The sequence below is a fragment of the Marinobacter persicus genome (assembly GCF_900114155.1).
GTDB lineage: Bacteria > Pseudomonadota > Gammaproteobacteria > Pseudomonadales > Oleiphilaceae > Marinobacter > Marinobacter persicus.
Genome location: NZ_FOSC01000002.1, coordinates 79,311 through 91,373 on the forward strand (window position 1 = coordinate 79,311; position 12,063 = coordinate 91,373).

General features: G+C 61.7%; 12 protein-coding genes. 3 read left to right on the forward strand and 9 right to left on the reverse strand.

The genetic code is table 11. From position 1 onward, the window contains the following. Window positions 1–68 precede the first annotated feature (68 nt). Window positions 69–2,468, reverse strand: a complete 2,400-nt coding sequence (locus BMZ63_RS02330) for a phosphoketolase family protein (RefSeq protein WP_091701807.1) — start codon at window positions 2,466–2,468, stop codon at window positions 69–71. Window positions 2,469–2,647: 179 nt separating this feature from the next. Here BMZ63_RS02330 and BMZ63_RS02335 point away from each other — a divergent pair, with 179 nt between their 5' ends. Beyond that, on the forward strand, window positions 2,648–3,133 hold the full coding sequence (locus tag BMZ63_RS02335; RefSeq protein ID WP_091701151.1) for an asparaginase domain-containing protein: 486 nt from the start codon (window positions 2,648–2,650) through the stop codon (window positions 3,131–3,133). 122 nt (window positions 3,134–3,255) lie between these two features. On the opposite strand, the gene BMZ63_RS02340 is transcribed toward BMZ63_RS02335, so the two are convergent. The 3 genes from BMZ63_RS02340 to BMZ63_RS02350 are packed head-to-tail and all read right to left on the reverse strand — an operon-like array spanning window position 3,256 to window position 6,261. Continuing rightward, entirely contained in the window at window positions 3,256–3,954 is a 699-nt protein-coding gene (locus tag BMZ63_RS02340) for a pseudouridine synthase (protein WP_091701155.1), read from the reverse strand. Further along, a complete protein-coding gene (locus tag BMZ63_RS02345) occupies window positions 3,954–4,982 on the reverse strand; it encodes a metal-dependent hydrolase (RefSeq protein ID WP_091701157.1) in 1,029 nt (342 codons plus the stop codon). Before BMZ63_RS02345 ends, BMZ63_RS02340 begins: the two co-directional genes overlap by 1 nt. A gap of 19 nt (window positions 4,983–5,001) precedes the next feature. Next, window positions 5,002–6,261 carry a lytic murein transglycosylase gene (locus BMZ63_RS02350; protein ID WP_227663483.1) on the reverse strand — a complete coding sequence of 420 codons (1,260 nt, stop codon included), beginning with the start codon at window positions 6,259–6,261 and terminating at the stop codon, window positions 5,002–5,004. A 300-nt stretch (window positions 6,262–6,561) separates the two neighbouring features. Between BMZ63_RS02350 and BMZ63_RS02355 the strand changes: the two genes are divergently transcribed. Continuing rightward, window positions 6,562–7,464 carry a response regulator gene (locus BMZ63_RS02355; RefSeq protein ID WP_091701160.1) on the forward strand — a complete coding sequence of 301 codons (903 nt, stop codon included), beginning with the start codon at window positions 6,562–6,564 and terminating at the stop codon, window positions 7,462–7,464. Window positions 7,465–7,477: 13 nt separating this feature from the next. Here the strand turns inward: BMZ63_RS02355 and phoR are convergent, their stop codons facing one another. The 5 genes from phoR to BMZ63_RS02380 all read right to left on the reverse strand — a co-directional run bounded on the left by phoR (window position 7,478) and on the right by BMZ63_RS02380 (window position 11,704). Next, window positions 7,478–8,803 (reverse strand): phosphate regulon sensor histidine kinase PhoR, encoded by a 1,326-nt coding sequence (gene phoR / locus BMZ63_RS02360; RefSeq protein WP_091701162.1) that lies wholly within the window; start codon window positions 8,801–8,803, stop codon window positions 7,478–7,480. Between the two features lie 49 nt (window positions 8,804–8,852). Next, the gene (gene phoB, locus BMZ63_RS02365) at window positions 8,853–9,545 is read right to left on the reverse strand and encodes a phosphate regulon transcriptional regulator PhoB (RefSeq protein WP_091701165.1); all 693 of its coding nucleotides are present in this window, start codon (window positions 9,543–9,545) and stop codon (window positions 8,853–8,855) included. A 106-nt stretch (window positions 9,546–9,651) separates the two neighbouring features. Continuing rightward, window positions 9,652–10,536 (reverse strand): 4-hydroxybenzoate octaprenyltransferase, encoded by an 885-nt coding sequence (ubiA, locus tag BMZ63_RS02370; RefSeq protein ID WP_091701168.1) that lies wholly within the window; start codon window positions 10,534–10,536, stop codon window positions 9,652–9,654. Window positions 10,537–10,614: 78 nt separating this feature from the next. Then, on the reverse strand, window positions 10,615–11,166 hold the full coding sequence (locus BMZ63_RS02375) for a chorismate--pyruvate lyase family protein (protein WP_091701172.1): 552 nt from the start codon (window positions 11,164–11,166) through the stop codon (window positions 10,615–10,617). Then, on the reverse strand, window positions 11,147–11,704 hold the full coding sequence (locus BMZ63_RS02380) for a hypoxanthine-guanine phosphoribosyltransferase (RefSeq protein WP_091701174.1): 558 nt from the start codon (window positions 11,702–11,704) through the stop codon (window positions 11,147–11,149). Before BMZ63_RS02380 ends, BMZ63_RS02375 begins: the two co-directional genes overlap by 20 nt. A 176-nt stretch (window positions 11,705–11,880) precedes the next feature. Between BMZ63_RS02380 and BMZ63_RS02385 the strand changes: the two genes are divergently transcribed. Further along, on the forward strand, window positions 11,881–12,048 hold the full coding sequence (locus BMZ63_RS02385; protein WP_091701176.1) for a rubredoxin: 168 nt from the start codon (window positions 11,881–11,883) through the stop codon (window positions 12,046–12,048). The last annotated feature ends 15 nt before the right edge of the window (window positions 12,049–12,063 follow it).

A 12,063-nucleotide genomic window follows, 5' to 3' on the forward strand; every position in this document is an offset into this window, starting at 1 on the left:
TTTTGCGAAACATCATCAGACGGGAGCTTCGGCTCCCGTTTTTTATGTGGCCGGGACCCGGGCTGGCTTCAGGGCAGCCCGCGAGTAATCACCGATGGGTCGCCACGACCTTCCACGGCGGCCAGCTCGGCACTGGACAGCCATTCGCCGGGTGGTTTGTCCAGCACGGCGGCGCAGGCCGCCAGGGCATGGCCCCAGGTGCAGCGGTTGGCGAACAGCATGCCGCTTTCGTTCAGGGTGCCACCCCGGTTGATATAGCCCAGCACCCGGGAGTGAATCGGGTGCGGGAACAGGGTATGCATATGGCCCCGGAACACTTCCGGGCGCATGTGGGTCAACGCCACGCGCCGCTGCATTCGATGGGGGAACAGCCGCTCTCGCTCGAATTCGGTCAGGCAGGCGGCGGCCTCCATGCCATCCCGGGGCTGGCGAAAACGCCCGGGTTCCTGCACATACACCAGGCGGAAGGGTGTACCGGTCTCGCGCAACCGCTCACAGGCCCGAATGGCCTCAGATAGCTGATAGGCGCCACTGGCAATCAACAGCACCGGCTCCTCGCCGGCCGAGGTGTCCTCATCCACCACCAGGGCACCGTGTTTGGCAAGGGTTTGGGCCTCCCCGGCGTTGAACACCAGTGGCCGTTCGCGTTTGGGAACCACCATGCAGCTGATCCGGCCCCTTTCGGTGAAGACCGACGGCAGTACTGCGAGCGTGCTGTTGTAATCGGCTGGAAACAGTACCCGTGAGACATCGCCCATTTCCCCGAACATGGCCTCGCAGAAGGTGGTGTCCTGATGGGAGTGTTCGTTTTTGCCGTTTTCCCAGGTATGGGAAGTGGCAATCACCGGGAAGCCCAGCCACCGGGCGGGACGGCCCACTTCTTTCTGGTTGCGGGCAAAGATCAGTTCCTGGCGGATGGCGCCGAGCATTTTCACACAGAAGGCTTCGTAGCTGGCCACCAGATTCAGGCCGGCCTTGTTGGCCAGGCAGGCCGATACCACGGCCTCTTCGTTCAGGGCGGTGATGATTTTGCCGTGCACGTCTTCCTGCTGGTTTTCCGGCTGGTTGACCCGATGCTTGAGATCTTTCAGGACACCGGTCAGCCGGTTGCTGGCCAGCTCGTCGGGGTTGCCGACCCGGGGCCGCAATTGCGGGTTGTCGGCCACCAGGGCCCGGAAAAATTCATCCACCGCGCTCATGGGCGAGGCCTGATTCTGGCCCCAGGGTAATGTCGGCAGATTGGGCTCGGCGGGATTGCGCAACGCCAGCGGGTGGTCTTTCTCCAGTGGCCTTTGCTGCTGCTGGTGTTCGTTCAGCAGGCTGACCGACAGGCCCAGCTCCCCGGATTCCACCCACAGTGGCTGGATGTGTTCGTTGAACAGGTCCCGCGCCCTGGCATCCAGCCGTGGATTGCCCGGTAACGGCAGATTGTGGGCACTGTTTTCGCCAGCGCCGTAAAAACCATAACCCTTGACGGTTTCGGCAATGCCGTAGGGAATGCGAGCCGGATAGTGCTGGTTCGGCCCGGTTTGCTCGGTCAGAGCCTGTTCCATCTCGAACAGTGCACAGACAAACGCGGCCGGGTCTTTGCCGTCAAAACGGAACGGGGCAAAGCCTCGGGCATGCAGGTGCTCTTCGAACCGCTCCAGCCCCGCCGGCGTGCCCAGCTCGGTGCGTTGCTCGATGCGCCGGCCATTGGCGATCATCACCGGCAGCGCCAGCCCGCAATCCTCGGCTCGCCACCAGCGGGGAATCCAGTCGCTGCCTCGTTGCTCTTCGGCGGCGCCGTCTGACAGGAATGCCACCAGGGATTCGCCGGGCAAGGGCATGTGAGCGTATTGAAGCTCGGCAAAGCCGAGGTAGCCACCTTCCAGAATGCCGCCGGCTGTGTGCGAGTTAACGTGGCTGCCCAGGGGGGCGGCCATGGAGCCATCGGGCTTTTGCTGGTAGCTGTAGAAATCCGACGCCAGTCGTGACAGCCCATCGGCGGTCAGGTACCGGCTTTGTTGCTCCGGGTGCAGGTTGCCGGTCAGCACGTTCACGGCCTCGACCGCCGCCACGCAGTGCCCCTGGCCCATCAGCCAGCTGCGGGTCTGCCCGGTCAGGTTGTTCAGGGCCAGATAGGCCGCGTAGGCCGGTACCATGTTCAGGGCGCCACCGGTATGGCCCTCGGGGGTGGTTTTGAAATCCGGTGGGGCCAGTGGTGCACCGGCGATATCCACCCGCTTGCAGTAACTCATGTGCACCACCAGCCACAGGCCGGCGCTGGTCAGCCGGTCCAGGGCGGCGAGCTTGCGGTAAACGGTGTCGGTGTCCGGCTGATAACCGCCGGACACCAGCCGTTCGGCCAGTGATTTTACTCGGGTGGCCGTGTGCCCGGAGTGCTGCACCACACCATAACCTTGCTGCCAGTGTCGAAAGGCATTGCTGTTTTCTTCAGGCGAAGCAGTGGGGTCGGGCGATGACATGATGGCCTCCGGCGGCGGAAAATGATTGATGAAGTGTAAAACGCTCCCCGGCCGGGTTGGTTGATGCAGGTCAGTCGCCTTTGCATATTTTTGCATGCGTCCGGTGCCTGCCGGGAAGGGTGATCTGTACCGGAAAAGGGTAAACTGGTGTGCTCGATTCACCGAACAGGGGAGCTGGCATGATCCAGATCTTTACCACCGGCGGCACCATCGACAAGGTGTACTTTGATGCCAACAGTCAATTTGAAATTGGCGATACGCTGCTGCCCGAGTTGCTGGCGGAGTCCAACGTTCATGAAGGCTACGAGGTTGCCGGGCTGATGCGCAAGGACAGCCTGGAGATTACTGACAGCGACCGCGAGCTGATTGTGCAGGCCGTCGGTGGCTGTAACCATGAGCGGGTACTGATTACCCACGGCACCGATTCCATGGCGAAGACGGCCGAAGCCCTTAAGCCGGTTGCCGGCGAGCGCACCATCGTTTTGACCGGGGCCATGCAACCGGCCCGTATGCGCCGGTCTGATGCCGTTTTTAACGTCGGTTTTGCCTGGGCGGCGCTTAAGCTGTTACCGGCTGGTGTTTATATTGCCATGAATGGCGAGGTGTTTGAGGCGGGGAAGGTGCGCAAGAATCTTGGTGCGCAGAGGTTTGAGGCGTCGTCGTAGAATCAGGTGCCATGAGCGGAGCGGGTAGGCCTTTCCAAAACACGCTGTGAATACATCCCTGTAACGCTCGAGCTCCGCCATCCTTGGCTCCGCACGGTTTTGGAAAGGCCTACCCGCCCCGCTCAGTCCTTGACCAGTGTTTTGGCCTCGCGCTCTGTCAGCTCCCGATACTCGCCAGGTTGCAAGGCATCATCCAGAGCCAGCGGGCCGATGCGATGGCGGTGCAACGCCACCACCCGGTTGCCCACGGCCGCCAGCATGCGTTTGACCTGATGGTAGCGGCCTTCGTGGATGGTCAGGTCAATCTGTTTATCGCTGATGGCGGCCACCTCGGCCGGGTGCGTGGGGCTGTTTTCGCCTTTCAGTAATACGCCCTGTTCCAGCTGCGCCCGGGCAGTATCGGTCAGGCTTTCGGCCAGGGTCACGCGGTAGGTCTTTGGGCACCGGTGACGGGGCGAGGTAATCCGGTGTGACCACTGGCCATCGCTGGTCAGTAGCAACAGGCCTGTGGTGTCTTTATCCAGCCGGCCGGCGATGTGTACACGGGCGGCCAGGTCGGTGGGCAATAAATCCAGCGCGGTCGGTTGATCGCTGTCGGTAGTGGCGCTGATCACCCCGGCGGGTTTGTGCATCATCAGGTAATGCTCGCCCGGCAGGATGACGGGCTTTCCATCCAGCCAGACGTCATCGTTTTCAGAAACCTGCTGTTTGGCTTGTTTGCAGGGCTCACCGTTAACCCGCACACGGCCGGTACCGATAGCCCGTTTGGCGTCTTTTCTGGACAGGCCGGTGCTGTTGGCCAGGTACTGGTCCAGTCGCATCAGCAGCCCTCGCCCGGTCCGGGCAATGACAGGGTGGACAGACACAGAACCGGTGCCCGGCCGATGATCCGGGCCCACAGCAAATCGGTGGCGTTTGGCTGCAGGGCCGGGCGGGGCAGGCGGGTGCTGCCACGGGGCAGTAGTTGGTCATCGGTATTTTCGGCCACCACAAAGGTGAACGGATGGGCCCCGGGAATACCCAGACGGATATCGGTGGCCGTTATGTCGTTTCCGTTCTGGTTGTACTGCATAAAGCCGCCGGTAAACCATTCCAGCCGCTGCACCTCTGGCAGTGCCAATAGTTGCTGGCGCAGTTCCGGATTGCGCGGAAAGCGCTCCAGGGTCAGCGGACCGTCACCATCCAGAAAGCCGGTGACAATCTCCACTCGGGTGTCATCGGTGAGCGCCGTGGCCCGCCAGAGTATGGTGTTGAACGGCATGGGCTGAACCAGCAGTCGGTAATCTTCCAGCCCCGCTTCGGCCAGAGCCGGTTTCACCCGGGCGGTCATGATTTGTTGTGCCGCCAGACTCCAGCCCAGGTAGGCGGTGGAGACAATCAAGGCGCCGGCCATGACCTTCATCGCCGGTGGCCGCGCCAGGAAAAACACGCAGCCGGCCAGCAACGGCAGGGTGTACAGCGGGTCAATGATGAATATGCTGCTGATCGCCAGCGGTGGCGCGATTGGCCAGAACAGTTGGGTGCCGTAGGTGGTGAAGGTGTCCAGAATGGGGTGGGTTACCAGTATCAGCCCGGTCAGCGCCAGCCAGCGCGCGAGTGAAACCTGGGGCCGCCAGTGCCAGAGCAGCCCGGCGAGGATCACCGCCAGGGGCACCAGCACAAACAACGAGTGGCTGAAGCCCCGATGCTGGGTGAAGTTGGCCACGGCAGTGCCGTAGTCAATCACCACATCGAGATCCGGCAGGGTGCCAAGCACCGCCCCGGTCAGCAGGGCGGACCGGCCCAGCTGTTTGCCGGCAACGGCGCCGGCGATGGTTGCGCCCAGGGCGGCTTGGGTGATGGAGTCCATGGTTGTCGGCCCGCGGGTCTCAGCTGTCTGACGGTTTGTCGATGCCCACCACGTTCATGTCTCTCAGCAGTGTCAGGTTCGGAAAACCGTCGGCAATCATGTCGCGTTCGCTCTGATACTGGCGAACCGCCTTGCGGGTTTTTCCGCCCAGAATGCCATCGGGTTCACCGCTGTCGTATCCCCGCTCGTTGAGGGCCTGTTGCAGTTGCATGACCTGATCGCGGGACAGCGCCGGTTGGTCTTCCGGTGGCGGCGTGTGCAGGCCGCCGGCACCGGCAATGCGGTCGGCCAGGTGGCCCACGGCGATGGCGTAGAATTCCGAACGGTTCCAGCCCATGATCACCCGGAAGTTGTCATAGACCAGGAACGCCGGACCTTCATGGCCACTGGGTACCACCAGGGCGGCATCGATCGGCTCGTCGGGTACGCCATGTCCCCAAACGTCGGTAATGCCCTTGGCTCGCCACTCATCCAGGGAAAGCCTGCGGCCATCGGCCAGGCTGTAATCAAAGTCGTCCGGGAGCAGGACTTCACGGCCCCAGCGGTAATCGCCGTCCCAGTCCATGGACTGGAGGAAATTACCGGCCGACATCATGGCATCGGGCAGGCTGTTCCAGAGATCCCGACGCCCGTCGCCATCGGCGTCCACGGCGTGTTTCAGGAACACCGTGGGCATGAACTGCACATGGCCCATGGCGCCGGCCCAGGAGCCTTCCATTTGTTCGGGAGCAATTGCCCCCTCATCGATAATCCGCAGGGCCGCCACCAGCTGCTGGCTGAAAAACTCGCTGCGACGGGGATCGCAAGCCAGCGTGGCCAGTGAGCTGGGCACCTGCATTTTGCCAAAATAACTGCCGAAGTTGGTTTCCAGCCCCCAGAACGCCACCAGGTAGGGAGCCGGCACCCCGGTTTCTTCGGTGACTTCGGCCAGAAGGTCGCGATGCTCGCGCAGCAACTCACGTCCCTTCTGGATGCGCTGGTCATTGACCCGCCGGTTCAGATAATCGGCGAAAGTGGTGGTGAACTCCGGTTGCCGGCGATCCAGCTCGATCACCCGTTCAAGGTACTCAGCGCCGGCCATCACCTCGGTGGCCACGGCTTCGCGGACACCGGCCTTCACCGCACGTGCCTGCAGCTGCTGTTTGCACTGGGCAAATTCCTCGTCGCTGAGAAAGTCCATGGCTGGTTCGTTCTGGGCACTGGCACTCTGGGCCAGCACTGCCAGGCCAGCGGCCAAAAGAATGCGGCGGAGCGGAAAACGTGATGTCGAAAGGGCCACAGATCACCTCGCGTGGTGGATAAAAACCGGAATGTTCATGGTAGCGCGTTTTGCCGGCCGGGGAGTACCGCCGGGCAACGGTTTGTCGTCTTTTGGTAGCAAAGGTTCCAACGCGCGGGCATGAATGTTCTATAGTTCGTACTATCTGACTTAGACGGAACAAATGGGCAGGCCTTTCCAAAACCGTGCGGAGCCATGGATGGCGGAGCTCGAGCGGGACATGGATGTCTTTACAGCGTGTTTTGGAAAGGCCTGCCCATTTGTTCCTGCACGGACTAGTGACCCTGGAGTGAACGTTTTATGGCAACCCTGAAAGCGCTGGTGGTGGACGACGCCAGCTTTGTGCGGGATCTGGTTAAGCGAACGGTACGCCAGCGCTTTCCGGTGATCGAAACCACCGACGCCCAGAACGGGCGCCGGGCGCAATCACTGATGTCGCGCACCACCTTCGATCTGGTGCTGTGCGACTGGGAAATGCCCGAAATGTCCGGCCTGGAGCTGCTGCAATGGATGCGCCAGCAGCCCCATTACGAAAAAGTGCCGTTCATCATGATCACCAGCCGTGGCGACAAGGATCACGTGGTGGAAGCAGTGAAAGAGGGCGTGTCGGAATACCTGGGCAAGCCGTTCAGCCCGGAAGGGCTGAGCAAGAAAATCATTAAAGTGATGGGCCGCAAGCTGCAGGACAGCATGAGCCGCAGCGGCAAATCCATGGATGGCCCGGCCGATGCGTTCAAGGAATCGGCCGCCCTGCTCACCCAAAAGCGTGAAGCACCACCCGCCAAACCCGAGTCGCCGGCCCAGCCCGCTGCCGGCGACAACCCGCTGATGGCCGCCGCCCGCTCCAACCAGGCGCCTGCGAGCAGCAAACCCTCGGGCCGGGCGCCCATGAGTGTGGCGCAGGTGCGTTTTTCCGATAGCACGCTGAAGTCCGTGGTCAAGGACATCAATCTGACCGAAGTTCGGGTGATCGCCAAGCGCGACCAGGTGTTCCCGGGCATTCTGGATCAGGCGGTGGTGGATATGGAGATCGGTAACGACAAGACCGCCCGCCTGAACGGTTATGTGCACCAGCTGCAGGCGGTGGATCGCCGCCAGGACAGCGATTTTGTCAGTGTGACCGTGCGCTTCGTGGATGACGACCCGCAGAAAATGGAAGACCTGTCCCGCTTTATTGCCACCTTCCGGGCCGGCAACCGCTGAGCCGGGGTGGGCCTCAGTCCCCGGCCCGTATCGGCTCGGGGCTTTTCTCCACCAGGCGCTCTTTCGGGAAATGGCAGATGAATTCGCTGCCCTCGCCAATGTGGCTGCGAATCTCCAGATTGCCGTCGTGGTTGATCAGCACGTGTTTGACGATGGCCAGGCCCAGGCCTGTGCCGCCGGTATCCTTGTGCCGGCTGGGGTCGGCCCGGTAGAAGCGCTCGGTCAGCCGGGGAATGTGCACCGGATCAATGCCAATGCCGGTGTCTTTTACCGATAGATGCGCGCCGTCCCGGTTGGCGCTCCAGGACACGGTGATACGCCCGCCCGCCGGTGTATACTTCACTGCGTTGAATATCAGGTTGGAAAACGCACTGCGCAGCTGGCCTTCGTCGCCTTTCAGTAGGCGAGCATCGGCGATGTCCACGCTGATTTCGTGGTCCTGGTCGCGGCTGAGGGTGCGGGCGTCCTGGCAGATCTGGCGTAACAGCGCGCCGGGGTCGGTAAGGGTGTCGTCGGCGGTGTGTTCGCCGGTTTCAATGCGCGAGAGCAAAATCAGGTCGGTAATCAGGGCTTCCATGCGCGAGGATTGCTCGGCCATGGTGTTGATCGCCCGGCGCCATTTCGGTGGCAGCTCGTCACCATGATCCACCAGGGTTTCCAGGTAACCACTGATAACGGTCAGTGGTGTGCGCATTTCGTGTGAGACGTTGCCCACGAAATCCCTGCGCATCTGCTCAAGCTGGTACAGGCGGGTGACGTCCTTGGCCACCACCAGGCGGTCGTCATCACCGAACAGGCTGATCTGGATCTGTAGCCGTAGGTGCGGACGCGCCGGTGAATTCAGTTCAAGTGGTTCGCGGTAGTCCCGGGCATCGAAATAGGCCTTGAAGGCCGGGGTGCGGATCAGGTTATGAATGTACTGACCCTGGTCGGTACTGCGCCTGAAGCCCAGCAGCTGTTCCGCCGAGCCGTTCCACCACTCCATCACGCCATTGGCATCGGTCATGATCACGCCGTCGCGCATGGCGTTGGTGGATTCCTGCACCCGGTTGATGCGCGCTCGCAGGCGGTCTTCGGCCAACAGATGGTTGCGGTGAAGTTTGTGCAGTTTGTCGAGGATATCGCCCCACAGGCCGATGCTGCGGGGCGGTTCGTCGGAGGCGGCGGGGTTGGCCAGCCAGTAATACAGACGCCGGCTCTGAACCAGGGTCCAGCAGAGATAGCCGGTCAGCCCGAGCAGCAGGCCATACAGGGGGTAGCCGAAAATGAGCCCCGCCAGTGTGGTGCCGGCCAGGCCGATCAGAATGACTCGCAGATAACGTGACCAGTTTTGTTGCATCCGATATGACCTTAACGGGTAGTCCCGGTTGCTTGGATGTGCCGGCGGTTCAGGCGGCTTTGGTCGAGAACCGGTAACCGGCGCCCCGGACTGTCTGGATCAGGTGATCATAGTCGGTACCTAATGCTTTGCGGAGCCGGCGGATATGCACGTCCACGGTGCGTTCTTCCACATACACATTGCCGCCCCATACCTGATCCAGCAGTTGCGAGCGGGTATAAACCCGTTCCTGATGAGTCATGAAAAACTGCAGCAGCCGGTATTCGGTGGGGCCGATGGCGATTTCACCAGCGTTAGTGAATACCCGGTGGCCGATCGGGTCCAGGGTCAGGCCCTGCACTTCAATGGGCGTATCGACACCGGGCGGGGTGGTGCGTCGCAACACGGCTTTCAGCCGAGCTACCAGTTCGCGGGGGCTGAAGGGTTTGGTGATGTAATCGTCGGCACCCACCTCCAGGCCCTGGATCTTGTTGTCTTCCTCGACTTTGGCGGTAAGCATGATGATCGGAATATCCGCCGTGGCCTCGTCTTTCTTCAGGCGACGGGCCAGTTCCACGCCGCTGGTGCCCGGGAGCATCCAGTCCAGCAGGATCAGATCCGGCTGTTTGTCCACCACCAGGGCGTGGGCTTCGCGCGCATCGGCGGCTTCCAGGTAGTCGTAATCGGCCATTTCGAGGGCGACCGCAATCATTTCGCGGATGGCGGCCTCATCATCGACGATCAGGACGGTTTTTCCAGTCATGAGCTTCAACCTGTATCTGGCCTGCAAATTCCGGCAGGCATTCCGGGTTTTGTTGCCGGGTCATTACAGCGCGTACGTGTTACAAGTATATGACAGCGTTGACGCTTTACAGCCCCAGGTCCAACGCCAGACCGATGAACACGGCGAAGCCGGCCCAGTTGTTATTCAAAAAGGCCTTGAAGCAACCGGCCCTGGCCCGGTCCCGAGCCAGAAACTGCTGGAACACGAATAGCGAGGCCATGGCTGCCAGGCCCAGGTAATAGAAACTGCCCAGTTCCGCCTGGATGCCAACCATAATCAGCACGATAACCACCAGGGACTGGAGCAGGCCGATGATCACCCGGTCGGCGTCGCCAAACAGGATCGCGGTGGATTTGATGCCGACTTTCAGATCGTCGTCCCGGTCGACCATGGCATAGAGCGTGTCGTAGGCCACGGTCCAGAGCACGTTGGCGGTGAACAGCAGCCAGGTCAGCTGGCTCAGCTCGCCGGCTTCGGCCGCCCAGGCCATGGGAATGGCCCAGGAAAAGGCCGCGCCCAGAAACAGCTGGGGCAGATGGGTGTAGCGCTTCATGAATGGGTAGATGAAGGCGAGCAGGGCACCGCCGAAGGACAGGTAAAGCGTCAGGGTGTTGGTAAACAGCACCACCATCAGGAAAGACACCAGACACAGGCCGGCAAACAGGGCCACCGCCTCCCAGGCCTGGATGCGGCCGGTGGTCAGGGGCCGTTCTTTGGTGCGCTCAACGTGCCGGTCCCAGTCCCGGTCGGCGAAATCGTTGATGGCACAGCCGGCCGCACGCATGAAGAAAACCCCCAGGGTGAAAATAATGAGGTTGGCGATGGATGGCATGCCGTCGGCGGCCAGCCACAGTGACCACCAGGTGGGCCAGAGCAGTAACAGGCTGCCAATGGGGCGGTCGATGCGCAGCAGGCGGGCGTAGTCGACCAGGCGGGTGCGCACGTGTGCGGGAACGGCGTTCTGCAGCATGAGTGTTCTCATCCATGGTTTGGAGGCTGGTGCTGCGCCGATTATAGCCAGCTCACTGGCTGGGGTGAAATTGCCCTGTTAGCGGTAAAGCTCGGGCAGCAGGTATTCGCACACCATCAGCCTATGGTGATGGCGATAGAACAGAGAGCGCCGGGCCAGGCGCGGTTGGCCATGATCCGGTTGCAGGGTGATACCGGTTTCCAGCTCGCCACGCTGCCATTGCCGGCTGCTGAACAGGAAGACTCCCAGGGGTTTGTTACCCAGGTGACGCAGGGCCCGGCCCCGGCCTTGCAGGCAATCCAGTGGAATCACGGTGCGGGCCAGCACCCAGGGCCGGCCGTCGCCCACCAGCCGGACTTCGCGGATCCAGGCCAGCTGCCGGTTGGCCAGGTTCAGTGTGTTTGCCTCTTCGCGGGAGGGCCGGCCAAAGCCTTCCCGGCAGACATCCACCTGAAAATCGAGCTGGCATTGCTGTTTGAGGGCACGGGTGAAGGAGCCCGGTACCTGCAGCCAGTAGCGCGCCGGCCCCAGGGCTTCGGGCCGGTGCAGCCCGGCGGCGGGCAGGGACCGGTACCAACGGGTGGCGGGCAGGTTCAGGCCGCGGCCCTGGTCAAAGCCCTTTGACAGCATAAATGCCCGGCGCGTTGCGCCAGTAACCTTTGTAGTCCATGCCGTAACCAAACAGGAAGCGGTCTTCCACTTCCAGGCCGGTGAAATCGGCTTTCAGGTCCGGCTGGGCCTTGCGATCGTGTTGTTTGTCCACCAGAACGGCCGTCAGCACTTCCTTGGCGCCATGGACCTGGCAGTAATCCGCAATGGCACACAGGGTCGTACCTTCGTCCAGAATGTCATCGACAATCAGTACGGTACGGTCTTTGATGTCGGCATCCGGGCGCAGCTTCCACTCCAGAATGCCGCCTGTGGTTTCCTGGCGGTAGCGGGTGGCGTGCAGGTACTCGGCCTGTACTGGAAACTTCAGCCGGGGCAGTAGCTGGCCGGTCAGGATCAGCCCGCCGTTCATCACGCAGAACAGCAACGGGTTGCTGTCCCTCAGGCGTTCGGTAATGCTCTGTGCCATGCTGTCGATGGCGGCATGCACCTGTTGTTCGTTGACCAGGCAGTCAGCGTCTGCCATGACCTGGTTCATTTCAGCGACGGTGTCGGTCATAACGGTCGGTCCTGTCGTAAAACGGGCGATTATACCGGACTGGTAGGCCCGAAGGGAGGGGCTGGCTGCAAGCGGTTGTCTGTACTTGTGGCTATTGGCAGGATAACTTGGATTCCGGTCGATAATGAAAATTGCGTCATCGCAAAGCATGTGACGGAAGTGTGGGGAGAGGCCTTATGAGAAAATGGCAATGCACGGTGTGTGGGTTTATCTATGACGAAGCCGAGGGCTGGCCGGAAGACGGCATTGAGCCGGGCACCAAGTGGGAAGACGTGCCGGACGATTGGGAATGCCCGGACTGCGGCGTGGGCAAGGCGGATTTTGAAATGGTTGAAATCGACTGATTGACGGAGCATGCC

What these genes read in the sequence shown, in the direction of transcription:
- BMZ63_RS02385 (WP_091701176.1), top strand. Translation starts at nt 11,881, where the DNA reads ATGAGAAAATGGCAATGCACGGTGTGTGGGTTTATCTATGACGAAGCC.
- BMZ63_RS02335 (WP_091701151.1), top strand. Translation starts at nt 2,648, where the DNA reads ATGATCCAGATCTTTACCACCGGCGGCACCATCGACAAGGTGTACTTT.
- BMZ63_RS02380 (WP_091701174.1), bottom strand. Translation starts at nt 11,704, where the DNA reads ATGACCGACACCGTCGCTGAAATGAACCAGGTCATGGCAGACGCTGAC.
- ubiA (WP_091701168.1), bottom strand. Translation starts at nt 10,536, where the DNA reads ATGCTGCAGAACGCCGTTCCCGCACACGTGCGCACCCGCCTGGTCGAC.
- BMZ63_RS02345 (WP_091701157.1), bottom strand. Translation starts at nt 4,982, where the DNA reads ATGGACTCCATCACCCAAGCCGCCCTGGGCGCAACCATCGCCGGCGCC.
- BMZ63_RS02340 (WP_091701155.1), bottom strand. Translation starts at nt 3,954, where the DNA reads ATGCGACTGGACCAGTACCTGGCCAACAGCACCGGCCTGTCCAGAAAA.
- phoR (WP_091701162.1), bottom strand. Translation starts at nt 8,803, where the DNA reads ATGCAACAAAACTGGTCACGTTATCTGCGAGTCATTCTGATCGGCCTG.
- BMZ63_RS02375 (WP_091701172.1), bottom strand. Translation starts at nt 11,166, where the DNA reads ATGCTGTCAAAGGGCTTTGACCAGGGCCGCGGCCTGAACCTGCCCGCC.
- BMZ63_RS02330 (WP_091701807.1), bottom strand. Translation starts at nt 2,468, where the DNA reads ATGTCATCGCCCGACCCCACTGCTTCGCCTGAAGAAAACAGCAATGCC.
- phoB (WP_091701165.1), bottom strand. Translation starts at nt 9,545, where the DNA reads ATGACTGGAAAAACCGTCCTGATCGTCGATGATGAGGCCGCCATCCGC.
- BMZ63_RS02355 (WP_091701160.1), top strand. Translation starts at nt 6,562, where the DNA reads ATGGCAACCCTGAAAGCGCTGGTGGTGGACGACGCCAGCTTTGTGCGG.